Below are 24,701 nucleotides of genomic sequence, written 5' to 3'. Positions count from 1 at the left end.
CATGCATATTGATTTCAAGTCGGTTGAAAAATTCGTACGCTCGGTCACTCGCGAACAAAGTCCGGCCGAGGTCGAGCGTACGTTTTCGATCTTCATGTGCCGCTGTCTGGCGACGATTCGCGACTTGTTGCCGCGGATCGGTCGGGACGCCTTGGATCTGGCCAGCTCATACTGGCTCGAGGGGAAAGGCGAAGTCGCCGCTCTCGATGCCGCCAACGAATCGTGTTGGAACTACCTGGTCTCCAAAGGGCGCGGCATCGACGTTCTCGATAAGGAAGACGCGGCGATGCGGGCGCTCATCTGTGTTCTTGGGCACGGCGATAGCGTTGAGGATTCTGTGGATTCGCTGGAATGGTTCGTAAATATGTTCAAGTGGCTTGGATGGCGCTACTCCGGGCGATTCAATGAGCAGCTCAGAGCGGTTTGATGCGTGGTCTGCGGCTTGCGGAAGTTCAGTTGCGCGAGGGCGCCACGATGAATCAGCAAGAATATCCTTACGCGGTGGATTGAGCCTGGATCGCATCCGATGGGCAGGGATTCGTAGGCGTCTTCATCACCGCCGGAGAAGGGTCGGTTCCGGCACAAGCGCTGCGCGGTGACTTCTTTCCTGTCGAGGAAGTGGAAGCCAGAGTGCTGCGCCTGAGCATTCGGCCCGGTCAGGCGGTAACGAATCTGTGCGATGCGTCTGACCCCGGTTCCTATATCGCGCTGGCGCAGCGGGGCGTGTTCGTATACGACTGGACCGATTTCGCGAGTATCGAAGGGCCATTGAACGCATACGAATTGGTCGCCAGGCCGCTGTTGCCGATCGCCTGCGCCGATCTGCCCAACGATTTGCGAGAGGTGGCGCAAGCCGCGACATTTGCCGACGTGCGCTTCGCCGACTCGAGCCTGGTCGCAGTGAAATAGCTTCAGCGATTGCGTTACGCCGCAGCGCGTCATGTTGGGGCCAAGGCAGGTAAAGTCCGCGCGTTTGGCTTATGCGATCTTCTTCTTTCATACCTGGGGAAGGGGATGGCATGAAACGATGGGCGATCTGTATCGCGGCGATCTGCGCCGCGATGTCCGCTGCCGGTCAGGCGCAACCGCTGGCCTTGTCCGCTGCCGATTACGCGCGCGCCGAGCGGGTGCTGGATTACAACCTCAAGGGCCGGATCAAGAACGCGACGGTCGCGCCGCAGTGGCTCGCCGACGGCCGCTTCTGGTATCGCCGCGACGGCGAGCGCGGCGCCGAATACGTATTGATCGATCCGGCCCGCGCCGAGCGGCGGCCATTGTTCGACTCGGCGCGACTGAGCCAGGCGATGCGCGCCGCGTTGCCTCAGGCCACCGCGGCGCCCGAATTGCTGGCTCTGCAGGTGGACGGCGAAGCCTTGCGAGCGCGCTTGCGTGGTGCGGGCGCTCGCGAACTCGATTGCAATCTGCAGACCTATCGTTGCCAAGCCGTGGCGGCCACCGCTGCCGCCGATCCGGGCTGGTTGCTGTCGCCCGACGGCAGTCGCGCGGCGTTCGTGCGCGAAAACAATCTGTGGTTGCGCGATCTGCGCAGCGGCGCCGAGCGTGCGCTGACTTCGGATGGCGAAGACCACTACGGCTACGGCGTGCAGCCCGATTTCGCGATGCGCGGCGTGCCGCGTCTGCAGGGCCGCGGCCAGACCCGGCCGTACGCGGTGTCGTGGTCGCCCGACGGACGTCATCTGTTCGGCCTGCGTTTCGACGAGCGCAAGGTGCTGCCGTATCCGTTCGTCGCGTTCGCGCCCGAGCATGGCTTCCGCCCGGTCGCCTACGAGCTGCGCCTGACCCTGCCGGGCGATCGCGAGCCGGCGCGCGACGAATGGTTCGCGGTCGATGTGGAGGCCGGCGGTGCGCGTCGCATCGCGATCCCGGATGGGTGGAATGCGATGCGTGAAGCCGGTGTGCTGGGTTGGTCGCGGGACAACGGCCGGGTGTATGCGGCGATCGCCAACGACGGGCGTCCGACGCGCGCGCGCATGATCGAGATCGGGCTGCGCGACGGCGCCGTGCGCGAGGTGTTCGAGGAGCGGTCCGACACCCGCGTGCAGGTCAACGATTTTCTGACCCGGCCGGCCGCGGTGCGCGTGCTCGCCGTGAGCGATGAAGCGGTGTGGTATTCCGAGCGCGACGGCTGGGGCCATCTGTATTTGTACGACCTGCGCGACGGCCGATTGATTCGCCGCCTGACCGGCGGCGACTGGGCGGTACGCGAGGTCATCGGCGTGGACGAACCTCGGCGCCGCGTGTACTTCACCGCCGGCGGCCGCGAGCCGGGCGATCCGTATCAACGCCGCTTGTATCGCGTGTCGCTCGACGGCGGCGATCCGGTGCTGCTGACCGCGGAGCAGGCCGATCACGACATCAATGACGCAGGCGGCGGTTTCGCGCGCAGCGGCGCGGCCGATCCCTTGTCGCCGTCGCGCGATTATGTGGTCGATAGCTACTCCACCCTGGATCAGCCACCGTGCAGCGTGCTGCGCTCGACCGAAGACGGCGCGGTAATCGCCGAACTGGAGCGCGCGGACGTGTCCGCGGTGACCGCGGCCGGCTGGTTGCCGCCGCAACGGCTAAAATTCACCGGCGCCGACGGTCGCACCGAGGTATTCGCCACGGTCTATTTTCCGCCGGACTATGCGCCCGAACGCGCCAAGCCGGGTCAGTACCCGATCATCGACGCGATCTACGGCGGCCCGCAGGTGACCAATGCGCCGGTGGCCTATGTCGAGGCGACCGCGGCGATCAATCCGATCTCGCGCTCCAGCCTGGCGCGGCTGGGCTTCGTGGTGATCACCATCGACGGACGTGGCACGCCCGGCCGTTCGCGCGCGTTCCACGATGTCAGCTACGGGCTCAATCACGATACTCAGATCGACGATCACGTCGCCGCGATCGAGCAACTGGCGGCGCGGTATCCCGGCCTGGATCTGCAACGCGTCGGCATCTACGGCCATTCTTTCGGTGGTTATTCCTCGACTCGCGCGATCCTGCGTCGGCCGGAGTTCTACAAGGTCGCGGTGTCTTCGGCCGGCAATCAGAATTTCCAGGGCATGTACGCCGGCGGCGTGCTGGGCCTGGACCGCCTGCTGACCGGTCCGCTGGATTACGGCAACGGCGAGCGCTTCCGGCCGACGCCGGACGCGGTGCCGGCGGTGTATCGCGCCTTCGACAACGCCCGCCTGGCCGATCGCCTGCAAGGCAAGTTGCTGCTGGTGTACGGCGATCTCGACGAGAACGCCTATCCGGCCGTGACCGTGCAGCTGACCTCGGCCTTGATCCGCGCCAACAAGGATTTCGACCTGTTGTACCTGCCGAACCAGGATCACGAATTGTTCCGCAACGACCCGTACTACACCCGGCGGATGTGGGATTACTTCGTCGAGCATCTGATGGGCGCCAGGCCGCCGGCGAATTATCGGTTGCAGCCGCCGAAACAGTTGAGCACTTCGGGGTTTTGATTGGGCGTCATGGCGGGATTTAACGAGATGGCTGGAAACTAGTCCTCAGGCAGTTCCCCCCTTTGGAAAGGGGGGGCAGGGGGGATTCGCTTTTCCTCCCAGCCACGACGATCGCCGCGGCCGGGCAAAAGCGAATCCCCCGCGCGAGCCCTATCGCGCAAACCTCTCGTCATCGCAGCGCGCCGCCCCCTTTTCCAAAGGGGGCCAACTGTCGCGCGCTTCGCGAAGAGCGATATCTCTCCAGACGTGCCGTATCGCTTTGCTCCACGTCACAACGCAAATCCGGCATAGCCCACGCTCGCGCGACGCAAACTGACGTCGATCTGAAATATCCCTTTCACACGTCACCCACAGACTTCCGGGCTTCGCTCTCAAGCCGCCCAGAGTGATTCACGCAGCGGATTCTGCAACGCGTGCGGCGGCACTCTCTCCCAATGGAAGTTCCCCATGACGACGAAGACGACGCTCCTCGCCGCCTCGATCCTGTTTTGTCTGTACGCCGGCAACGGCCGCGCCGCCGAAGCCGCCAGCCCCGCAAACGCCGCCGAATCCGCTGCCGCCACCGGCGCCAGCGCCGATGCCGGTAAGGACGCCACCACGCTCGACGCGGTGTCGGTGGTCGGCACCGGCCAGACCCGCCAGGTGCAGGCGCTCGGCAAGGCCGATCTGCAACGCGAAGCGGCCGGCACCAGCCCGCTCAAGGTCATGGCCAAGCTGCCCGGCGTGCATTTCCAGAGCTCCGATCCGTGGGGCAATTACGAGTGGTCGAGCAAGCTGAGCATCCGCGGCTTCTCGCAGCAGCAGCTCGGCTTCACCCTCGACGGCATCCCGCTGGGCGATATGAGCTACGGCAATCACAACGGCCTGCACATCAGCCGCGCGATCACCGCCGAAAACCTGTCCGGCGCCGAACTCTCGCAAGGCAGCGGCGCGATCGACACCGCGTCCTCGGGCAACCTCGGCGGCACCCTGCGTTTCTTCAGTTCCGATCCGTCCGCCGACTTCGGCGTGCGCCTGGCCCAGACCATCGGCAGCGACGCGACCAGCCGCACCTACGCGCGCCTGGACACCGGCGATCACGACGGCTGGAGCGCTTACCTCAGCGGCGTGTTCCACACCACCGACAAATGGAAGGGCGAAGGCCCGCAGCGCAACAGCCAGTTCAACGGCAAGTTCGTCTACACCGGCGAAGATTTCAAGATCACCGGTTTCGCCGACTCCTCGCGCCGTCGCGAGACCGACTACGCCGACCTGTCGCTGGAATCGGCCAAGCGCCTGGGCATGGACTGGGACAACTACGCCAAGGACTGGCAGCGCGCGATCGACGCGGCCAACGGCAGTTTCCGCGGCGGCGTAACCAGCCTGGACGATGCGTACTACATCGCCCGCGGCGTGCGCGACGACGATCTGGCTTACCTGAGCGCGGAGTGGAACCTCAACGCCGACGTGACCCTGGCGGCGACCGCGTACTACCACAACAACGAAGGCCAGGGCCATTGGGCCACGCCGTACGCGGTCTCGCCGACCGTGCCGCTGCGCATGCGCACCACCGAGTACGACATCGAGCGCACCGGCTTCATGCCGAGCCTGAGCTGGCAGATCGGCAACCATCGCCTGCAGGCCGGGCTGTGGCTGGAGAAGAACGATCACGGCGTGCAGCGCAACTTCTACGACCTCAACCGCAACGAACCGCCGGACGAGATCTTCTTCTACCGCAACCCGTCCGCGCGCGTGTTCCGCCAGCGCTTCGACACCGATACGCGCATGTACTACGTGCTCGATCACATGGAGTTCGCCGACGGCCGCTTGGCCGTGGATGCGGGCTTCAAGGGGCTGAAGGTCGAGACCGACGGCAAGACCCTGATCGGCGGCGCCAGCCGCGCCAGCGGCAAGCTGGTGTCGGAAGACAACTTCCTGCCGCAGCTCGGCGCGCGCTGGCAGCTGAGCGAGCACGAGGAAATCTTCGGCTCCTACAGCGAAAACCTGTCGGCGTTCCGCACCGGTGTCAACGGTCCGCATTCGACCTCGCAGGCCGCGTTCAACGCCGCCGTCGGCACGCTGGAACCGGAAACCTCCAAGACCTTCGAAGCCGGCCTGCGCACCAGCCGCGACCAGATCGAGGCCTCGGTCGCGGTGTACCGGGTCAACTTCGAGAACCGATTGCTCGCGATCGCGCGTTGCGCCGGCATCGTGGGTTGCGCGTCGAGCTTCGCCAACGTCGGCGACGTGGAAAGCCGCGGCGCCGAGATCACCGTGCTGTGGAAGCCGTTCGCCGGTTTCAGCTGGTATCACTCGCTGGCGTTCAACGATTCGCAGTACGAGTCGGATTATCTCGACGGCACCACCGTGGTGTTGACCAAGGGCAAGCAGGCGGTGGACGCGCCCAAGCGTCTGTATGCGACCGAGCTGCGCTGGGATCACGATGGCCTGCAACTGCAGCTCGGCGCCAAGTACACCGACAAGCGCTATCTGACCTACCTCAACGATTCGCACGTGTCGGGGTTCTGGGTGGTCGATGCCTCGGCCTCGTACGAATGGAAGGACATCGCCTGGGCCGATGCGTTCAAGCTGCAGTTGAACCTGACCAACCTGTTCGACAAGGAGTACTTCGGCAGCATCGGCACCAACGGCTTCGTCGCCTCCGATCCGCGCGGCCTGAACTACACCCTGCAATCGGGCGCGCCGCGGCAGGCGTTCCTGACCGCGGAAGTGCGGTTCTGATCGATCCCGCTGTGTTCAATACGGCCGTGACCGATGACATAGACCGCGTGCATTGAAGGCACGCGCATGCAAGGCAGCGAACGCCCGGCACCGTCCGGGCGTTCGCATGTGTGCCTGCAATACCCCTCGTTGCGCATAGCGAAAACTCGTTAGCATTCGTCCGGGGACGCGAGCGATGGGGGGCAGCATGGGTATCGGGTTTCAGGTCGTCAGCACGCCGTGGAAGCGGCGCATGTGGGCCAAGCCGAGCGTGCCGGCGTTGCTGCGCGAATTTCAGCGCACCTACCTCGAGGCCTTGCCCGAGCCGGTGCTGCGCGAGCGCCTGCAGGTATGGCAGGGCGAGCACGGCGCGACCCTCGCCTGGCATCCGGCCGAGGAAGGGCTGTCGATCGAGCTGCGCGCCGACGGCAGCCTGATCGCCTGCGCCCGCACCAACACGGTCGGGCCGGGCTATCACGCGTTTCTGCTCGACCTGCTCGATCGCATCGCCGCGCAATGGGGCCTGCGCTGGCGCTGGGACGAAGTCGACGACGAGGCTTGCGGCGACGAGACCGGCTACGCGAACGGCCGCGATCTGGCGCAACTGCAGGACGAGATGGCGATCTGGCTGCGGCAGGTGGCGCAGCTGCTGTTGCAGCGGCGCGATGCGCAGGATCTGTTCGTATCCATGCCGATCGGGCCGATGCCGCGCATCGGCGGCTTCGTCGGTTCGCCGATGGGAATCTGGAGCGAAGATCGTTTCGAACGCATCGCCGCGAGCGAAGCCGAAGCGCTGGCGGCGGCGAGCGAATTCTTTCCGTGGTGGCAGCCGGGTTTCGGCGCCGATTTCTGGAGCGGGCTGGCGCGCGTGGGCGTGTGGTGCGACGTGAACTGGGTCGGTCCGCGCGATCAGGCCGAACGCGACGTGTTGCGGCGGGTGCTCGACAGCGATCGCCGCGCGACCGCGATCGATCCGCGCCGCGCGCTCGAACCGGAGGTGCGCGACGAACTGCAATGGCTGCTCGATCGCGGCGCGGAAATCGAACTGCCGCAGCGCGAGGGGCCGGGCTACAAGCGCCTGCCGACCCGGCACGCGCTGTACGGCGGGCCATGGAGCGTCGAGGTGCCGGGGCATTTCAAGGAACACGAGCTCAACGACGGCAACAACCTGCAATACGTCGGCGACCGGCGCGCGGTCTATGTCAGTTCGTTGAGCATCGCGGCCGCCGACGGCAGCCTGCCGCCCGCGGCGGAGCTGCTGGAAACCGCCAATCGCGACGGCCCGGCCGATCTGGCCTGGGCCCAGGACGAGATTGTGGCCACTGCGCGCTGGGAGGAAGACGCACAAGCGCGGGTGCGGCATCTGTACGCGGCTTGCGCGGTCGATGGCCGGGTGCTGCTGCTGACCATCAGCGACGAACTCGACGCGCCGCGCGAATGGGCCGAAGCGGTCGCGCGCTCGGTGCGCTGGGCATCGCCGGAGCAATGAGCGCCGGCGGTCGTGGCGTCGTTACTCGACGGCTCTCGGCGGCCTCAGCTCAGCGTCTGCAACTGCATGCCGTCGCGATCCACCCGCAGCACCGAGCCTTGTTCGTACCAATCGCCGAGCACGATGCGGGTGCGTGAGCGCCCGCCGACCTCGAGCGTATGCACGGCCGGACGATGGGTGTGGCCGTGGATGAGGGTGTCGATGCCGTAGCGGGCGAAAGTTTCGGCGACCGTGTCCGCGGCGACATCGGTGATGGTTTCCATGCGCCCGTCGTCCTTGAGCCCGGCCTGATGCGCCTTGCTCGCCGCGCGCGCCTGCTGCGCGAACGCCAGCCGCGCCGCGAGCGGCTGGGCCAGGAACTGCGCCTGCCAGGCCGGATGCCGGGTCTGGGCGCGGAACTGCTGGTAGGCGATATCGTCGGTGCACAGCAGATCGCCGTGGCCGATCAACACCGGCTGGCCGTACAGCACGATCACCGACGGATCGGGCAGCAGGCGCATGCCGGCGCGCGCCGCGTAGTCGGCGCCGAGCAGGAAATCGCGATTGCCGCGGATGAAGAACACCGGCACGCCGCTGTCGCCGAGCGCCTTGAGTTCGCTGGCGACGTAGGCGCCGGTGTCGGACGGGTCGTCGTCGCCGACCCAGGCTTCGAACAGGTCGCCGAGGATGTACAGCGCATCGGCCTGGCGCGCCTCGCCGCGCACGAAGCGGCCGAACAGCTCGGTGATCTGCGGACGCTCGGCGTCGAGGTGGAGGTCGGAGATGAAGAGGGTGGTCATGGCCGCTAGTCTAAAACACCGCGCCTGGGCGGCGTGGGTGGGCGCTCGTACCAGGCGCTTGGGATCGGCCGAAAACCTTGCGGGCCGGCGCTTTCGCGGTGTTGCGGGCGCTTGAGCGCGGCGTCGCGCGGCCGTTGCCGCCATCGCCACCGCCAGTCCGTTAAAATGCGCGATTCCCCGATCCACCCGAGCCCCGCATGACCCGCACCCGCTTCGCCCCCAGCCCCACCGGTTACCTGCACATCGGCGGCGCGCGCACCGCGCTGTACTGCTGGCTGGAAGCGCGCCGCGCGGGCGGCCAGTTCATCCTGCGCATCGAGGACACCGACCGCGAGCGCAGCACCCAGGCCGCGATCGACGCGATCCTGGAAGCGATGCAGTGGCTGGGCCTGGACTACGACGAGGGCCCGATCTACCAGACCCATCGTCTGGAGCGTTACCGCGAGGTCGCCGAGCAGATGGTCGCGGCCGGCACCGCGTATTACGCCTACGAGAGCAAGGAAGAGTTGCAGGCCGCGCGCGAAGCGGCCGAGGCGGCCAAGGAGAAGCCGCGTTACAACGGCGCGTACCGCGATCGCAACGAGCCGTACCGCGACGATCCCAACCGGGTGATCCGGTTCAAGAATCCGCTCGACGGCACGGTGGTGCTGGAGGACAAGGTCAAGGGCCGGATCGAGATCGCCAACAGCGAGCTCGACGATCTGGTGATCTTCCGCGCCGACGGCTATCCGACCTACAACTTCGCCGTGGTCGTCGACGATCTGGACATGGGCATCACCGATGTCGTGCGCGGCGACGATCATGTCAACAACACCCCGCGCCAGATCAACATCTACCAGGCGCTGGGCGCGCCGGTGCCGCATTTCGCGCATCTGCCGATGATCCTCGACCACGAGGGCAAGAAGCTGTCCAAGCGCACCGGCGCGGCCGATGTGATGCAGTACCGCGACGAAGGCTATCTGCCGCATGCGCTGCTCAATTATCTGGTCCGTCTGGGCTGGTCGCACGGCGATCAGGAAATCTTCTCGATCCCGGAAATGACCGCGCTGTTCCAGCTGTCCGACGTCAATTCCAGCCCCTCGCGCCTGGACGCGGCCAAGCTGGGGTGGATGAATCAGCAGTACCTCAAGAGCGACGATCCGGTCGAGGTCGGCAAGCACCTGCAGTGGCATCTGCTCAACAACGGCTATGACCTGAGCAGCGGTCCGGCCGCGGCCGACGTGGTGATCGCGCTGCGCGACCGGGTGCAGACGCTCAAGGACATGGCCGAGCGCGCGGCGGTGTGGTATCGCCCGCTGGAGAGCTACGACGAAGCCGCGGTCGCCAAGCACCTCAACGCCGCCGCGCAGGCGCCGTTGAGCGAAGCGCGCTCGCGTCTGGCCGCGCTGAGCGAGTGGAGCGCCGACAAGGTCGCTGCCGCGCTGCACGAGGCCGCCGACGCGCTGGGGCTGGGCATGGGCAAGGTCGCCCAGCCGCTGCGGGTGGCGATCACCGGCACCCAGGTCAGTCCGGATATCTCGCATACGGTGTACCTGGCCGGCCAGGCCGGGGCCTTGCAACGCATCGACGCCGCCCTTACTAAGATCCCTGCGTAGGTTCAACCGCGCCGCGACCACGGAGTCCGCCATGAGCACCAGCCACGCCTGCACCGATCCCCAGCACCACGTCCACGACGGCGACGCCTTCGTGCATGAGGTCGAGCGGGCCTGCGAGCAGCGCGGGCTGCGGCTGACCCCGATCCGCGCGCATGCCTTGCGCCTGATCGCCGCGGCCGGCAAACCGATGAAGGCTTACGACCTGCTCGATCAGATGAAAGCCACCCACGACGCCGCGGCGCCGCCGACGATCTACCGCGCGCTGGATTTCCTGCTCGAGCACGGTTTCATCCATAAGCTCGCGTCGATCAACGCGTTCGTGGGCTGCCATCATCCCGGCGGCGCCCAGCACGCGGTGCCGTTCCTGATCTGCGACAACTGTCAGTCGGCGATGGAGCTGGAAGACGAGCGCATCGTCGACCTGCTGGAAAGCCGCGCGCGCGCGCTGGGTTTCGTGCCGCAGGCGCAGACGCTGGAAGTGCATGGGCTGTGCGCGGATTGCGTCGAGGCGAAGGCGGCGCAGGCTTAAAGCGCTGAGTGGCGTAGGTCGCTCAAACGTCCTGGCGAGGCTACGCAGGTGTCTTGGCCTGCTCGGAGTTTGTGTAAACGCGGTTTCGGGCAGCTCAACGACTCGCAGCGGCTGCTTCGCAAACGCATGCGCCGGTCGACTGCGGCAAGCTGCTCGACCGCGGCAACTCGCTTGTCAAAGAATCACCGCGAGAATTCGCCCCCTTTGAAAAAGGGGGCTGCGCCCTGCGTTGCGTGAAGTCTCACCGTCGCCGACTGGCGCGGGGGATTTGCTTTTCGCGGCAGTGCGCGGCGATCTGATCGTAAGAGCAAATCCCCCCTGACCCCCCTTTTTCAAAGGGGAGAACAGATAGGAGGGATTCGTCGCGTCTGATGCTCGACGTCGACTCCCGAGCATCGAATCATCGATCGATTCCCGATTCCCGATTCCCGATTCCCGAATCCCGAATCCCGAATCCCGAATCCCGAATCCCGAATCAAGCCGCCGCCAACCCACCCACCCGCACCGGCCGCGCCTCGCGAATCGGCAGATTCGCCAGCGCCGCGATCAGCGCCAACGCGATGTCGGCGTACCACATCCAGGTGTAGTCGCCGAACTTGGCCATCGCCACGCCGCCGAGCCAGGCGCCGAAGAAACCGCCGATCTGGTGCGACAGCAAGGTCAGCCCGAACAGCGTGCCCAGGTAGCGCGGACCGAACAGTTTGCCGACCAGCCCCGCGGTCGGCGGCACCGTGGCCAGCCAGGTCACGCCCAGGCCCGCGGCGAACAGATAGAAGGTCAGCGGCGTCGGCGGCGAGATCAGATAGATCGCGATCATCGCGGCGCGGCTGGCATACATCAGCGCGAGCAGATGCTTCATGCGATAGCGCTGGCCGAGCCAGCCCGCGGCCAGACTGCCGGCGACGTTGAACAGGCCGATCAAGGCCAGCGCCATCGCCGACACGTTGTCCGACAGCCCGCACAGCGCGATCTCGCCGGGCAGATGGGTGACCAGGAAAGCGATGTGGAAGCCGCAGGTGAAAAAGCCCAGGTGCAGCATCCAGTAGCTGCGATCGCGCAAGGCGATGCGCAGTTGCTCGCGCAAGCCGATGCCCGGCGCGGCGTTGAATGTCGACGCCGACGGCGTGGCCGTCTCGGCGCGGCGCCGCAAGGGCCAGGCCAAGGGCAGGGTGGCGACCGCGGCCGCGGCCAGCGTCCACATCGCCGCCATCCAGCCCGCCGCGGCGATCACCGCCTGCACCAGCGGCGCGAACACGAACTGGCCCATCGAGCCGCCGGCGTTGATCACCCCGGCCGCCATCGAGCGCTTTTCCGCCGGCAGGCGTTGCGCGGTCGCGCCGATCAGGATCGAGAAACTGCCCGCGCCCGCGCCGGCCGCGCCCAGCAGGCCCAGAGTGACGATCAATCCCCATTGCGAAGACACCAGCGGCGTCAGCGCCATGCCAGCGATCAATAGCACGCCACCGAACACCAGCACCCGCCCGGGCCCGCGCTGATCGGCCAGTGCACCGAACACCGGCTGCACCGCGCCCCACACGAACTGACCGATCGCGAGCGCGAAACTGATCTCGGCGATGCCCAGCCCGGTGCTGCGACCGATCGGCTTGATCAGCAGCCCCTGCGATTGGCGGATGCCCATGGTGATCATCAGCATCGCGGTGGCGGCAAGCAGCAGCGGCCAGTAGGAGGCGGGCTTGGGGCCAAGAGACGCGGTTGGGGTGGGTGTCATGGGGAACTCGGCGGCGGGTGGGGCGGCGTGATGTGCGGGGTTTGCGGTGCGGGATTTGGAGAGGAAAATTTTCTGGTTTCGGTCCGGGTTTCTGGCTTTAGTTCCAGTTCCAGCTCGGTTTCGATTGCAGTCGCACTCACGTTGCAGTCTTTGCTACACAGCTCCTGCTTTTGCCGTCATTTCCGCGAAGGCGGGCTCTGCTTTACTTCGGCGGAGCCGAACATCCACACAAGTCAGGGTGATCTCACCAGAACGTCATTCCCGCGAACGCGGGAATGACGGTAGGTGAGTTGCGCGGCGGTTGAAGCGGACGGGCATGCCCGGGCAGAAAGTGATCTCATCAGCGAATAGCCCCCTGCAACTGCGCAATCGCCGCATCCAACTGCGCATGCAGCAACGCTATCCCATCCATCCCCAGCCCACGATTGATCTCGTCCTGCGCCGCCCGCCACAGCGGCATCGCGCGGTCGATCACCTTGCGCCCGGCGCGGGTGATGCGCAGCCGCCGCTGGCGCGCGTCGCCGCCGGCGACCGCTTCGATCCAGCCCGCTTCGACCAGCGGCTTGAGGTCGCGGCTCAAGGTGCTGCGGTCCATGCCCAGTTCGTGCGCGATCTCGCCCAGCGGCCGGCCCTGGCCGCCGGTACGGCGCAGGATCGAGTACTGATTGAGGTTGACCCCGGCCGGCGCCAGCGCCTGGTCGTAGCGCTGGCTCATCAGGCGCGAAAGCTTGCGCATGCGAAAACAGGTGCAGACGCCGGGGGCGGGCGGGTCGATTGCGATTGAGTCGTTGCCGATAGTCATTATGTGTATATACACCTATTTGCGCCGCAACCGCAAACGCCGGCGCGAAGGCCGGCGTTCGGGGCTGTGGGGAAGCGCTACAAGCGACCTGGAGAGAGTCGGTTCAACCCCGCAAACGATGCATCGGCGGCAACGGTCAGAAGAACACCCGCACCCCGAAATCGACGCCGCGGCCCGGCAGCACCACGCTGTCCTTGAGGAACGAGGTGTGCACCCGCGCGACCTGGTCGGTCAGGTTGGTGCCGTCGAGAAACACCTCATAACCCAGGTTGCCCGAATCCCAGTGGTAGGCCATGTGCGCATCGACCAGGGTGTAGCCGTCGGTCGGGGTTTCGTTGAGCGCGACCTTGTCCTGCTTCATGTAGCGGGTCGCGCCGAGCGAGGCGCGCCAGCTGTCGGCGTCCCAGCGCAGTTCGCCGCCGATGCGCGACGGCGCGATCCGCGGCAGGTTGCCGCCGCCGTTGTCGAGCTTGGCGCGCACGGTATCGCCGAACAGGCGCACGTCGAACTTGCCGGCGTCGCCGTCGAACAGATGCGCGATCGCCTCGCCCTCGAAACCGTTGAACGTGGCGTCGGCCTGGCTCCACTGGCGCACCGGATTGTCTTCTTCGAACGCGCCGGTATCGATCAAATAGATGAAACCGTCGAAACGGGTCTGGTACGCGGCCAGCTTCGCTTCGAACTTCGCGCCGTGGTAGTGCAGGCCGAGTTCGAACTGGTTGGCGCGCTCCTTGCGCAGGTCGGCGTCGCCGATCTCGAACGAGGCGGTCGCCGCGTGCAGGCCGTTGGCGAACAGTTCCTCCTCGGCCGGCGCGCGTTCGGCGCGGTCGACGTTGAAGGTCAGGCGCCAGGCGTCGTTGAATTTCCACATCGCGCCGGCCGACAGGCTCAGCGGGTTGAAATCGCGCTTGGCCGCGCCGCTGGGCGAACTTTCCACCTTGTCGATGCGCGCGCCCAGTTCGATCTGCAGCTGATCCCACTTGCGCTGCTCGGTCACGAACAGGCCGGCCGCGCGGGTCTTGGTCTTCGGCACGAAGGCTTCTTCGCCGATCGCCTGGAAGGTGCGCTCGTAGCCTTGCAGACCGATCGCGCCGACCCAGCCGGCCAGCGGCTTGTGGGTCAGTTCCAGCCGGCCTTCGGTGGCGTCGTTGAGAAAGCGCGTGCCGACTTCGCTGCCTTCGAATTCGGTGTGTTCGTATTCGGTATCGGCCACGCTCGCGCGCAGGCCGCTGAAGATGCCGAATTCCTGGTTGATGCCGCCCTTGAGTTCGAAGCGGTTCTGGCGCATGTCGATGTGGACCGGCGATTCGCCTTCCTCGGCGTTGCCCGGTTCGCCGGGATTGCCATACTTGTCTTCATAGCGCGCGGCGGAAAAACCCAGGAAACCGACGTCGCCGACCAGCGAGGCGCCGAGCGCGCCGGTCTTGGTGTCGACGAAGCTGTTGCGCTGGCGGCCGAGCGGGGTGTTGTAATCGTCGTTGTTGCGGTACACGCCGTCGGCATGCAGCACCAGCGCGCCGTCGGCGCCGCTGGCGTCGACCCGGGCCATGCCGGTGACGCCGTCGCTGACCGAGCTGCGGCGCACTTCGGCGCGGCCGGACACGGTTTCGTCGAGCGGCTTCTCGGCGATGCGGCCGTCGACGATGTTGACCACGCCGCCGATCGCGCCGCTGCCGTACAACAAGGTGGCCGGACCCTTGAGCACTTCGATCTGGTCGGCCAGGAACGGCTCGACCGCGGCGTTGTGGTCCTGGCTGACGGTGGACACGTCCTGACTGGCCAGGCCGCCGGTCATCACGCCCACGCGCGGGCCTTCCATGCCGCGGATGATCGGCCGGCCGACGCCGGCGCCGAAGTTCGAACTCTGCACGCCCGGCAGCTTGCCGACGGTTTCGCCGAGGGTGGCGCCGCGCGCCTCGTCGAGCTTCTCGCCCGACAGCACTTCCACCGGTTGCGCAAGCTCCTCGGCGCTGGACTGCAGCGGCGTGGCGGTAACGACGACCGCGTCCAGGCTGGTAGCCTTGTCGTGGCGGGTATCGCTGGGGCTGGACGGACCGGCGGCATCCTGGGCGGCCGCCTGGGTCAAGGGCAGGGCGAGGGTCAGGGCAAGGGCAAGCGCGCTGCGACGAGCGCGCGGGGACGACACGATGGGCTTGGGCATGGCGGACCGACTGGAAATGAATGGTGGGGGAGGCTGGCGGGCCTGGGTGAAATGTTATAAAGTAACGATACTGAATTGACAACCATCCCAGAAGTCATCCCCCATGCCTTCATTTCTACGCGGCCTGTTGGACCGAATCGGCGCTGTCGGCTCGCTGGCCTGCGCCGTGCATTGCGCCGCCCTGCCGTTGCTGATCGCGGTGCTGCCCTCGCTGGGCCTGTCCAGCTGGTTCGGCCATCGCTTCGAACTCGCGTTCGTGATCTTCGCCACCTTGCTGGGCGGTTTCAGCGTGTGGTCGGGGTATCGCCGCCACCACGCGGTGCGCGCGCTGTCGCTGCTGATTCCGGGCCTGATCGTGTTGTGGAGCGGGGTGCTGTACCCGCCGCTGCACGGCGCGCTGTTGCCGCATGCGATCGTGATGACCTTCGGCGGCACCCTGGTCGGCCTGGCCCATCTGGCCAATCTGCGGCTCAACCACGGCCACGTCCACGACGCCAGCTGCGCCCACTGAGGGCCATCGCCTCCGGTCTGGAGGCCGAGTCCGGACGCTTGTGCTAGGCTTCGCAGCCTCGCGCGCGGCCGCGCTGCGCCGGTAGCCGGTCCGATCTCTTCATCCAGAGGCGGTCCGGGTCCTCTGGCCGACCCGCCTGCAGTCTGCGCGGACCACCATTCGATACAACGTTCAACGTCTTAATTAGGAGCACGACCATGGGTAAAGGCGACCGCAAGACCGCCAAGGGCAAGCGCTACAACTCCAGCTACGGCAACGCCCGCAGCAAGGCCGTGACCAAGGCCGCCGGCACCGCCGCCGCCCCGGCGGTGAAGAAGGCCGCCAAGACCGCCGTCGCCAAGGCGCCGGCCAAGAAGGTCGTCGCGAAGAAGGCCGCGAGCAAGGAATAATCCGGCCCGCCGGTTGTTCCGCCTGACGAAAAGCCCCGCCTCGCGGGGCTTTTCTTTTGCCCGCGGGGCGCCGCGATTACGCATGCGATGTCGATTGCGGTGCCGTGACTTACATGGAATTTGTGTGTTTGTGTGAGCGCGATCAAAAAAACTTCACGGAATGTGATTTTTTCATTAAGATGCGCGCCGTTCCCGGGGAAAGGGACGTCTAACCAATTCAAGGATCAAGGGGATCTTTATGAAGAAGCAACTCGCGCTGGCCATTCTTCTCGCCACCGCTTCCTCGGCCGCCGCGGCCGCCGACGGTCTGAGCTATTCCTACGTCGAGTTCGGCGCCTCGCAGAGCAAGGTCGAGCTGCCGACCGTCGACCCCGATTATTCGGTCGACGACATCAAGGCCAACGGCGGCTACATCAAGGGCTCGGTCGCGCTGGGCGATGCGTTCCACCTGTTCGGCGGTTACCGCCAGGGCGACGACGATGTCGCGGTGCGCTTTCGTGACATCAAGCTGGGCGAAGTCGGCATCGACCTGTCCCAGTACGAAGTCGGCTTCGGTTACCACCACACGCTGTCGGACCGCGTCGACTGGACCGGCGAGCTGAGCTATGTGGGCACCGATGTGGAGGTCGAGGAGGACGACGAGTTCGAGCGCGCCGACGACTTCCGCGCTTCGGTCGGTCTGCGCGGCAAGCTGGCCAGCAACTTCGAAGGCTGGGTCAAGGCCAACTACACCGACGGCGACGCGTACGACAGCGAGTTCAGCGGCACCATCGGCGCCCAGGTCAAGTTCAACCACATCTGGGGCCTCGTCGGCGAAGCCGAATTCGGCGACGACCACAATCAGCTGAGCCTGGGCATCCGCGCCAGCTTCTGATCGTTGCGTCGGTTTTAAACGAAAAAGCCCGGTGCGAACCGGGCTTTTTTGTGCGCGCGAGATTCGCGCGGCCGCGCGCCGCGGCAGGCGAACCATCGTTTCAGTCGACGACGCTCTGCACGATCACGTACTGCTTGCGGTACTCCATATGCGTGCCCGGCCAGGTGGCGGCATAGGCGCGCAAGGCCGCCAGGCCCTGCGGCCATTCCTCGCCGTTGGCGCGGCAGTCGGACTGGCACTCGCCGTCCTCGTCGCGCGAGGCGAACAGGCGCAGGCCGTACAGCGCTTCGCTGTGAAGCAGCGGTTCAAAGGTGTCGATGGAGTTGGTGAACAGACAGCACGGGCAGAAGTCGTGCTCGCCCTCGTCATCGTCGCCGTCTTCATTCGTGGCGGCCTCGCGCGGCACCCGGCCGTAATGCGCGACCGGTCCGAACAGCACGCGTCGCGCGTAGGCCGGGCGATCGCCTTCGGCGGGGAAATCCATGCGCATCTGCATGCACGATTCGGCGGTGTCGCGGGTCGCGTCGAGCAGCACCGGCAGGTCGGTGCGCGCCCACTGATTGAAACCGAGCGCGGCGGCTTCGTCGAAGGTTTCCTGGACCGAGTACTGATACTCGAACAAACCCTGCGGCAACAAGGTGGCGTGGTTGCACTGCATGGTCGTGGCGACGTGGATGTTGCCGTCGGGTCGGATATCGAATTCGATCAACTGCGGCAGCAGGTACAGGCCGCTGGCGGGCAATTCGATCCAGTCGCCGTCGACGCGGACTTCGTGGCCGAGTTCGCCGAGCACCTTCGCCGCCAGTTCGGTCAGGTCGAACGGTTCGACCCAGCTTTCCTCGCCCTCGGGGGCGAAGGTCAGGTGGCCGTAACTGGCCGAACCCGGATTGGCCGCGATCGGTTCGAACGCGTGCGTCGCCTGCGTGTCGGTCGGTTCGCTCATGGCGTCGCCAAGGCCTCGACCCGGCCCCACACGCGCAGCAGATTGCCGCCGAGTACCTTGCGGATGGTCTCGTCGGAATGGCCGCGCGCCTTCAGCCCTTCGATCAGGTTCGGATAGTCGGCGACCGACTTCAGTCCTTCGGGCAAGGCGCCGCTGACGCCGTCGAAGTCCGAGCCGATGCCGACATGATCGGCGCCGAGCAGCTTGATGCCGTAATCGATCTGATCGAGCACCGCATCGATCTTGACCGTGCGCGGCGGATGCGCCGCCTGCCAGGCGTCGTCGAATTCCTTTTCGCTGCGCGGCTTGTCGCCGCGCGCGCGCGCCGCGGCCTGTTCCTGTTCGAACTTGGCGCTGGCGTCGAAATAGGCCTGGGTGTCGGCGGCCGAGGCCGGGTCGACGAAGGCGTTGCCGAACACTACCTGGACCACGCCGCCCTTGGCCGCGACCGCCTTGGCCAACTCGTCGCTGAGATTGCGTTCGAAGCCGGGAGTGAAGTGGCGCAGGCCCGAGTGGCTGGCGATCACCGGCGCCTTGCTGCGCGCGAGCACGTCGCGCACCGCGTCGTCGGACAGGTGCGAGACGTCGACCATGATGCCGAGCCGGTTCATCTCGTCGACGACTTGCTCGCCGAACGGGCTCAGACCCTTCCACTTGTGGTGCTTGTCGTAGGACGAATCGCTGATCCGGTTGTCCTCGCTGTGGGCGAGGGTGATGTAGCGCACGCCGCGCGCGTGGAACAGCTTGAGCCTGGACAGGTCGTCGCCGATCGGCGCGCCGTTCTCCATGCCCAGCGCCAGCAGCACGCGCTGGCCGCGCTGGTGCAGGCGTTCGAGATCCTTCGGGCTGCGCAGCACCGCGAACTGATCGGGGCGGCGTCCCACCATCGCCTCGACCGCATCGATCTGGGTGTGCGCGGTCTGGGTCGCGGTGCCGGCGGCATCTTCGGCCGGCGAGGTGTAGATCGACATGAAGGCGACATCCAGCCCGCCCTGACGCGCGCGCGGGTAGTCGAACTCGACCTTGGGCGTGTCCAGACCGAGGTCGTTCCAGTTGCGCAGCAGCAGGCTGGGCGCATCGATGTGGGTATCGACGATGATCGCGTCCTGGGCGAAGCGCTGGCCGGCGCTGAGGGGCTGATCGGCTTGCGCGATCAGCGGCGACGACAGGGCGACAGCGGCGACGGCTAAAGCGAGAACGGCGATGCGCACATGACCTCCGGATCGGGTTGAACCGCGCGCATCGTGCGGCGCGGCGGACGCCCAGCGTACAACAGCGCGAGGATGGAGCCTTGCGGCGGCGCAGCGTTGGTGGGGCGAGGTGGGCGCGATACGGGTGCGATGTGGGCAGGGCGCATACGTGAAAGACACTGGCTCGCATACGCGCGGCTTGCCGCTTTCATGTCTGCACGCTTGTGCTGCTTCCAACGAACATGCTTGCTCTGCTCCCCACGAAAGCCCGTGCTGTTCCCCCCTTTGGAAAAGGGGGGCAGGGGGGATTCGCTTTTAACCGCGACGTCAAGCGTTGCCGCGGCAAAAAAGCAAATCCCCCCGCGCTATCGAGTATGCAGAGACTTCGTACCCGCGCCGGCGCGGCCCCCTTTTTCAAAGGGGGCGATGTTGTTTCGAAGGGGGGGCGATGGATGGGACAACGTCGACGCTTTCGGTGGACATGCCCCACCCATTCGCTCAGACATGCTCCACACCATGGGTCATTGATAGTCAGCCATCGACACTAATCGCCAGCCCCGCGCATCAATCCCGCTCGCCACGTTCCACCAGCACCCGCCCACCCGCGACCACCCGTCGCGCCAGCCGCACGCCGAGCCAGTAACACAGCTCGGCCGGATGCCCGATATCCCACTGCACGAAGTCCGCGCGCGCACCGACCCGCAGCACGCCCGCATCGACCAGCCCCAACGCGCGCGCCGCATGCACGGTGGCGCCGCGCAGCGCTTCCTCGGGAGTCAGACGGAAATGCGTGCAGGACAGCTGCATGGCCTGGCGCAGCGACAGCAAGGGCGAGGTGCCCGGATTGCAGTCGGTCGCCACCGCCATCGCCACACAGTGATCGCGGAACGCCTGCAGCGGCGGTAGCTTGGTTTCGCGCAGCACATGGAACGCGCCGGGCAGCAGCACCGCGACCGTGCCGTGCTCGGCCATCGCGCGCACGCTGTCGAGCGAGGTGTGTTCGACATGATCGGCCGATAGCCCATCGAACGCGGCGGCCAATGCGCCGCCGCCGAGATCGCTGAGCTGGTCGGCATGCAGCTTGACCGGCAGGCCGAGCGCGCGCGCGGTTTCGAACACGCGTCGGGTCTGCGCCGGGCTGAAGCCGATGCCTTCGCAGAACGCATCGACCGCATCGATCAGCGCTTCCGCGTGCAGGCGCGGCATCCACTCGCAGACCGCGTCGATGTAGGCGTCGGCGCGGTCGCTGTATTCCGGCGGCAGCGCATGCGCGCCGAGGTAGGTGGTGCGCACCCGCACGCCGAGGATCTCGCCGATCCGGCGCGCGACCCGCAGCATCTTGCGTTCGTTGTCGAAGTCCAGGCCGTAGCCGGACTTGATCTCCAGGCTGGTCGCGCCGTCGGCCAGCAGCGCGCGCGCGCGCGGCAGCGACTGGCGCAGCAGCTCGTCCTCGCTGGCTTCGCGGGTGGCGCGAACGCTGGAGACGATGCCGCCGCCGGCGCGGGCGATGGCTTCGTAACTCGCGCCCTGCAGACGCAGCTCGAACTCGCGCGCGCGGTCGCCGGCGAACACCAGGTGGGTGTGGCAGTCGATCAGGCCGGGGGTGATCCAGCCGTCGGCGTGGATCACCGTGGTCGCCAGCTCGGCCGGCTCGGCGTCCAACGCGGAGCGCGGGCCGATGTGGGCGATGCGGCCGTCGCGCCAGGCCAGCGCGGCGTCGGCGATCTCGCCGTAGCCGTCGGCGCAGTCGAGGGTGGCGAGCGAGGCGCCGAGGATCAGGCCGTCGTAGCGGTGGTTGTGAGGGGCGGAAGTAGAGGCGGTCATAGTGCCGATTCTAGTCGCTCGTGCGCGATGGTCGCGTTGCGCCGCCGCGCAGGCGAGAATGCGCGCATGACCATTCCCGCCTCCCACCGCATCTGGACCCCCGCCGGCTGGCGCGGCGACGCCGCCGGCGATCGCGTCGTGCCGGGCATCGCCAACCTGCATTCGCACGCGTTCCAGCGCGCGATGGCCGGCATGGCCGAGCGCCAGACCAACCCCGCCGACAGCTTCTGGACCTGGCGCGAAACCATGTACCGGTTCGCCGCGCGCTTCACCCCCGAGGCGCTGCACGCGGTCGCGACCCAGTTGTACGTGGAGATGCTCGAAGCCGGCTACACCAGCGTGTGCGAGTTCCATTATCTGCATCACGCGCCCGACGGCCGGCCCTACGCCGACCCGGCGGCGATGTCGCGCGCGCTGATCGCCGCCGCGCGCGAAACCGGCATCCGCATGACCTTGCTGCCGGTGCTGTACATGACCGGCGGCTTCGACGAACGTCCGCTCGGCGAACGCCAGCGCCGCTTCGGTCACGAGGTCGACGCGTATCTGAGCTTGCTCGACACCCTGCGCGGCGAAGCCGACGAACTGCTGCGGGTGGGCTGCTGCCTGCACAGCCTGCGCGCGGTGCCGCCCGGGCCGATGCGCGAAGTACTCGCGGCGTTGCCGGCCGACAGCCGGGTGCATGTGCATATCGCCGAACAGGTCGCCGAGGTCGAGGACTGCCTCGCCGTGCGCAAGGCGCGGCCGGTGCAATGGCTGCTGGAGCATGCGCAGGTCGACGAACGCTGGACCCTGGTGCATGCCACCCACCTCGACGAGGCGGAAGTGCAGGGCATCGCCCGCAGCGGCGCGACCGTGGCGATCTGCACCACCACCGAGGCCAATCTGGGCGACGGCTTCTTCCCGCTGCGCGATTACCTCGATGCCGGCGGGTTTTGGGGCGTGGGCTCGGACTCGCATATTTCGGTGTCGCCGGTCGAGGAATTGCGCTGGCTGGAATACGGCCAGCGCCTGCTCACGCGCCGGCGCAACATCGCGGTCGGCGAGGCGTCGAGCAGCGTCGGCGAAACCCTGCTGCGCGATGTGGTCGCGAGCGCATCGCGTTCGACCGGTTTCGATCAGGCCAGCCTCGATGGCGATACGCTGACTCTGGATGGCGATGCGCCGGCACTGGCCGGCGCGAGCGACGAGGACTGCATCGACCGCTGGTTGTTCAGCGGCAATCGCAGCGTGCTGCGCGAAGTGCATGTCGGCGGTCGCCAGGTCGTCGCCGACGGGCGTCATCGCGAGCATGCGGCGATCGCGGCGCGGTATGCGCGGACCTTGCGGGCGTTGCTGGCAGATTGAACTCGCTGGGTGGGGTCGCGTTCTGCGACCCGCCGCGATCAAACCGCGAACAGATCCGCGATCGGCGCCGGCCGTCCCAGCACGCCTTCGTGGGTCAGCAGGAATTGCTTGGTCGGCAGACCGCCGCCGAAACCGGTGAGGCTGCCGTCGGCGCCGATCACGCGATGGCAGGGCAGCACGATAGGCAATGGGTTGCGGCCGTTGGCGGCGCCGACCGCGCGGGTCGCGCTGGGCTGGCCCATATGCCGCGCCATCTGGCCGTAACTCCAGGTCTCGCCCCAGCCGATCAGCGCGAGCGTGCGCCAGCATTGCATCTGGAACGGCGTGCCGTGCGGGGCCAGCGGCAGATCGAAGGTCTTGCGGGTTCCGGCGAAATATTCGGCGAGCTGCGTGCGGGTTGCGGCGAGCACCGCATCGTCGCCTTCGCGCCAGCCCTCGCTCATCGACACCGGATGCCACGGCGCTTCGAATTCGATCAGGCGCAGGCCGTCGTCACCGCTGGCGAGCAGCAGGCGCCCGACCGGGCTGTCGATGTGCTGATAAGTGACCGCGCCGTCCTTGAGTCGGATGTTGGTGCTCATGCGGCCTTCCTCGCTTTGCGCGTCTTCATCGGCGATTTGCCCGGCGGCTCGATCGCGGATTTGGCCGCGGGTTTCGCAAGCGGCGTCGACATGCTGTCGCGCCAGATCTGGATCACCGCGTACGCGCGCCATGGCCGCCACGCTTCGGCGCGGGCGTTGAGCGCCTTCGCGCTCATGCGGATGCCGTCTTCGGGCAGGGCTTTCTGCAGGACCAGATCGTCGGCCGGGAACGCATCGGGATGGCCGAGCGCGCGCAGCGCGATGTAGTGCGCGGTCCACGGCCCGATCCCGGGCAGCGCGACCCAGCGCGCGACGAACTCGTCGAGCGTGCGTTCGGTGCGGAAGTCGACCCGGCCGTCGAGCAAGGCGCGCGCCACGGTGCGCACGGTGTCGGCGCGGGCGCGGGTCAGGCCGATTTCGGCCAGATCCGCGTCGGCCAGCGCTTCGGGCGTCGGGAACAGATGCTCCAGTCCGGGCCCGAACGCTTTCGGCAGCGGCTGGCCGAAACGTTGCGCGGTGCGCGAGGCGAGCGTGCGCGCGGCGGCGACGCTGACCTGTTGACCGAGGATCGCGCGCACCGAAATTTCGAAACCGTCCCAGCCGCTGGGCAAACGCAGACCGGGACGCTTGGCGACCAGTGCGCGCAGCCGCGGATCGACCGATAGCGCGGCGCCGATCGCGTTGGGATCGGCGTCCAGATCGAACATGCGTCGCAAGCGATTGATGATCTCCAGCAGCCGCGCCGGCGCCGGCCCGTGCAATTCGAGCTTGAGCGCGTGCTGCGGCTCGTTCTTGACGCTAGGCCAGGCGCTGACCCGCAACCAGCCCGGCGATTCGATCGGCCCGATCACCCGGCTGTAGCTGTGTTCGTCGACGACTTCCACGCCCGGCAGGGCGCGGCCGCGCAGGAAATCCAGCATCAGCGCGAAGTCGTACGGCGGCCGATAGCCCAGCCGCAGCACCAGCGTTTCGCCGTCGCTGTCGGAGGTTTCGTTCGGGTGCCGGCGCAGATCGCGCGGCGCCATCCGATAAGCCTCGCGGAAGGTGGTGTTGAAGCGGCGCAGGCTGCCGAAACCGGCGGCCATCGCGACTTCGGTGATCGGCAGGCGGGTTTCGGTCAGCAACTGTTTGGCGAACAAAAGGCGGCGGGTACTGTGCACGCCGATCGGCGGCGCGCCGAGGCGATCGACGAACAAGCGTCGCAACTGGCGTTCGCCCAGCCCGACGCGTTCAGCCAGCGCGGCCAGCGGTCGTTCGGCCAGCGCGCCCTCGTCGATCAACTTGAGCGCGCGCGCGATCGCCGCATCGCCGCGGCGCCAGGCGCCTTCGGCCGGCGACAACTCCGGGCGGCAGCGCAAACACGGCCGAAACCCGGCGGCTTCGGCCGCGGCGGCGTGGCCGAAGTATTTGACGTTCTCGCGCTTGGCCGCGGGCGCCGGGCACACCGGCCGGCAATAGATGCCGGTGCTGGTCACCGCGGTGAAGAACAACCCGTCGAAGCGCGGATCGCGGCTGAGCCGGGCCTGTTCGCACACTTGCCATTGCGGCAGCGAGGCGCTGGGGGCGGGGGTAGCGACGGGGTCGGGTTTGCTGTTCATGGGAGGGAGGCTAGCACCGGGCGGGGAGGGGGACTCGCCGGATTCGGACATCAATGCTGGAGGGGTTCAGGGGGATGAATTGGGCAAGTTTGTGAGGCCCGGCCGCTCTGTTTTTGTTGTTGTCGCGGCGGCTAATGGTGTCGCCGTCGCCACTGTAGTTGTAGTTGCTGTTGCTCGCGCCTGATGTCGCATT

20 protein-coding genes are annotated in these 24,701 nt (G+C 67.0%); 11 read left to right on the top strand and 9 right to left on the bottom strand.

What is annotated here, in order from left to right:
- Nucleotide 1 precedes the first annotated feature (1 nt).
- The 5 genes from IEQ11_RS17710 to IEQ11_RS17690 all read left to right on the top strand — a co-directional run bounded on the left by IEQ11_RS17710 (nt 2) and on the right by IEQ11_RS17690 (nt 7,659).
- Nucleotides 2-427, top strand: coding sequence for a hypothetical protein (locus IEQ11_RS17710; RefSeq protein ID WP_191823377.1), 426 nt, complete (start codon nt 2-4; stop codon nt 425-427).
- A gap of 203 nt (nt 428-630) precedes the next feature.
- Nucleotides 631-909, top strand: coding sequence for a hypothetical protein (locus IEQ11_RS17705; RefSeq protein ID WP_191823376.1), 279 nt, complete (start codon nt 631-633; stop codon nt 907-909).
- A 110-nt stretch (nt 910-1,019) separates the two neighbouring features.
- Nucleotides 1,020-3,470, top strand: a complete 2,451-nt coding sequence (locus tag IEQ11_RS17700; protein WP_228464990.1) for a S9 family peptidase — start codon at nt 1,020-1,022, stop codon at nt 3,468-3,470.
- 447 nt (nt 3,471-3,917) lie between these two features.
- On the top strand, nt 3,918-6,191 hold the full coding sequence (locus IEQ11_RS17695) for a TonB-dependent receptor (RefSeq protein ID WP_191823375.1): 2,274 nt from the start codon (nt 3,918-3,920) through the stop codon (nt 6,189-6,191).
- 187 nt (nt 6,192-6,378) lie between these two features.
- Entirely contained in the window at nt 6,379-7,659 is a 1,281-nt protein-coding gene (locus IEQ11_RS17690; protein WP_191823374.1) for a hypothetical protein, read from the top strand.
- A gap of 44 nt (nt 7,660-7,703) precedes the next feature.
- On the opposite strand, the gene lpxH is transcribed toward IEQ11_RS17690, so the two are convergent.
- The gene (gene lpxH / locus IEQ11_RS17685) at nt 7,704-8,438 is read right to left on the bottom strand and encodes a UDP-2,3-diacylglucosamine diphosphatase (RefSeq protein ID WP_191823373.1); all 735 of its coding nucleotides are present in this window, start codon (nt 8,436-8,438) and stop codon (nt 7,704-7,706) included.
- Between the two features lie 197 nt (nt 8,439-8,635).
- Between lpxH and gltX the strand changes: the two genes are divergently transcribed.
- Nucleotides 8,636-10,033, top strand: coding sequence for a glutamate--tRNA ligase (gltX, locus tag IEQ11_RS17680; RefSeq protein WP_191823372.1), 1,398 nt, complete (start codon nt 8,636-8,638; stop codon nt 10,031-10,033).
- 31 nt (nt 10,034-10,064) lie between these two features.
- Entirely contained in the window at nt 10,065-10,562 is a 498-nt protein-coding gene (locus tag IEQ11_RS17675; protein WP_036114650.1) for a transcriptional repressor, read from the top strand.
- 475 nt (nt 10,563-11,037) lie between these two features.
- On the opposite strand, the gene IEQ11_RS17670 is transcribed toward IEQ11_RS17675, so the two are convergent.
- The 3 genes from IEQ11_RS17670 to IEQ11_RS17660 form a co-directional block, all read right to left on the bottom strand.
- A complete protein-coding gene (locus IEQ11_RS17670) occupies nt 11,038-12,291 on the bottom strand; it encodes an MFS transporter (protein WP_191823819.1) in 1,254 nt (417 codons plus the stop codon).
- A 340-nt stretch (nt 12,292-12,631) separates the two neighbouring features.
- Complete coding sequence (locus IEQ11_RS17665; RefSeq protein ID WP_228465051.1) at nt 12,632-13,027, bottom strand: MarR family winged helix-turn-helix transcriptional regulator; 396 nt, start codon at nt 13,025-13,027, stop codon at nt 12,632-12,634.
- A gap of 202 nt (nt 13,028-13,229) precedes the next feature.
- Entirely contained in the window at nt 13,230-15,254 is a 2,025-nt protein-coding gene (locus tag IEQ11_RS17660; RefSeq protein ID WP_191823821.1) for a TonB-dependent receptor, read from the bottom strand.
- Between the two features lie 103 nt (nt 15,255-15,357).
- Between IEQ11_RS17660 and IEQ11_RS17655 the strand changes: the two genes are divergently transcribed.
- The 3 genes from IEQ11_RS17655 (at nt 15,358) to IEQ11_RS17645 (ending at nt 17,028) form a co-directional block, all read left to right on the top strand.
- Nucleotides 15,358-15,765, top strand: a complete 408-nt coding sequence (locus IEQ11_RS17655; RefSeq protein ID WP_036114664.1) for a MerC domain-containing protein — start codon at nt 15,358-15,360, stop codon at nt 15,763-15,765.
- Between the two features lie 182 nt (nt 15,766-15,947).
- Nucleotides 15,948-16,154 carry a 30S ribosomal protein THX gene (locus IEQ11_RS17650; protein ID WP_257720866.1) on the top strand — a complete coding sequence of 69 codons (207 nt, stop codon included), beginning with the start codon at nt 15,948-15,950 and terminating at the stop codon, nt 16,152-16,154.
- A 238-nt stretch (nt 16,155-16,392) separates the two neighbouring features.
- Nucleotides 16,393-17,028, top strand: a complete 636-nt coding sequence (locus tag IEQ11_RS17645) for an outer membrane beta-barrel protein (RefSeq protein ID WP_057922257.1) — start codon at nt 16,393-16,395, stop codon at nt 17,026-17,028.
- A 100-nt stretch (nt 17,029-17,128) separates the two neighbouring features.
- On the opposite strand, the gene IEQ11_RS17640 is transcribed toward IEQ11_RS17645, so the two are convergent.
- The 3 genes from IEQ11_RS17640 to hutI all read right to left on the bottom strand — a co-directional run bounded on the left by IEQ11_RS17640 (nt 17,129) and on the right by hutI (nt 20,985).
- Nucleotides 17,129-17,971: a DUF6348 family protein gene (locus IEQ11_RS17640; protein ID WP_191823822.1), complete on the bottom strand. Its 843-nt coding sequence runs from the start codon at nt 17,969-17,971 to the stop codon at nt 17,129-17,131.
- Nucleotides 17,968-19,182, bottom strand: a complete 1,215-nt coding sequence (locus IEQ11_RS17635) for a dipeptidase (RefSeq protein ID WP_191823823.1) — start codon at nt 19,180-19,182, stop codon at nt 17,968-17,970. Before IEQ11_RS17635 ends, IEQ11_RS17640 begins: the two co-directional genes overlap by 4 nt.
- A gap of 543 nt (nt 19,183-19,725) precedes the next feature.
- Complete coding sequence (gene hutI, locus IEQ11_RS17630) at nt 19,726-20,985, bottom strand: imidazolonepropionase (RefSeq protein WP_191823824.1); 1,260 nt, start codon at nt 20,983-20,985, stop codon at nt 19,726-19,728.
- A 27-nt stretch (nt 20,986-21,012) separates the two neighbouring features.
- Between hutI and IEQ11_RS17625 the strand changes: the two genes are divergently transcribed.
- Nucleotides 21,013-22,329: a formimidoylglutamate deiminase gene (locus tag IEQ11_RS17625; RefSeq protein WP_191823825.1), complete on the top strand. Its 1,317-nt coding sequence runs from the start codon at nt 21,013-21,015 to the stop codon at nt 22,327-22,329.
- A gap of 38 nt (nt 22,330-22,367) precedes the next feature.
- Here IEQ11_RS17625 and IEQ11_RS17620 read toward each other — a convergent pair whose 3' ends face one another.
- Entirely contained in the window at nt 22,368-22,910 is a 543-nt protein-coding gene (locus IEQ11_RS17620) for a methylated-DNA--[protein]-cysteine S-methyltransferase (protein WP_096415213.1), read from the bottom strand.
- Nucleotides 22,907-24,508 carry a DNA-3-methyladenine glycosylase 2 family protein gene (locus IEQ11_RS17615; protein ID WP_191823826.1) on the bottom strand — a complete coding sequence of 534 codons (1,602 nt, stop codon included), beginning with the start codon at nt 24,506-24,508 and terminating at the stop codon, nt 22,907-22,909. Before IEQ11_RS17615 ends, IEQ11_RS17620 begins: the two co-directional genes overlap by 4 nt.
- Nucleotides 24,509-24,701: the final 193 nt, after the last annotated feature.

This window comes from Lysobacter capsici (assembly GCF_014779555.2).
In the GTDB taxonomy this organism is placed as follows: Bacteria; Pseudomonadota; Gammaproteobacteria; order Xanthomonadales; family Xanthomonadaceae; genus Lysobacter; species Lysobacter capsici.
This window is presented reverse-complemented; position numbering and strand designations above follow the sequence as displayed.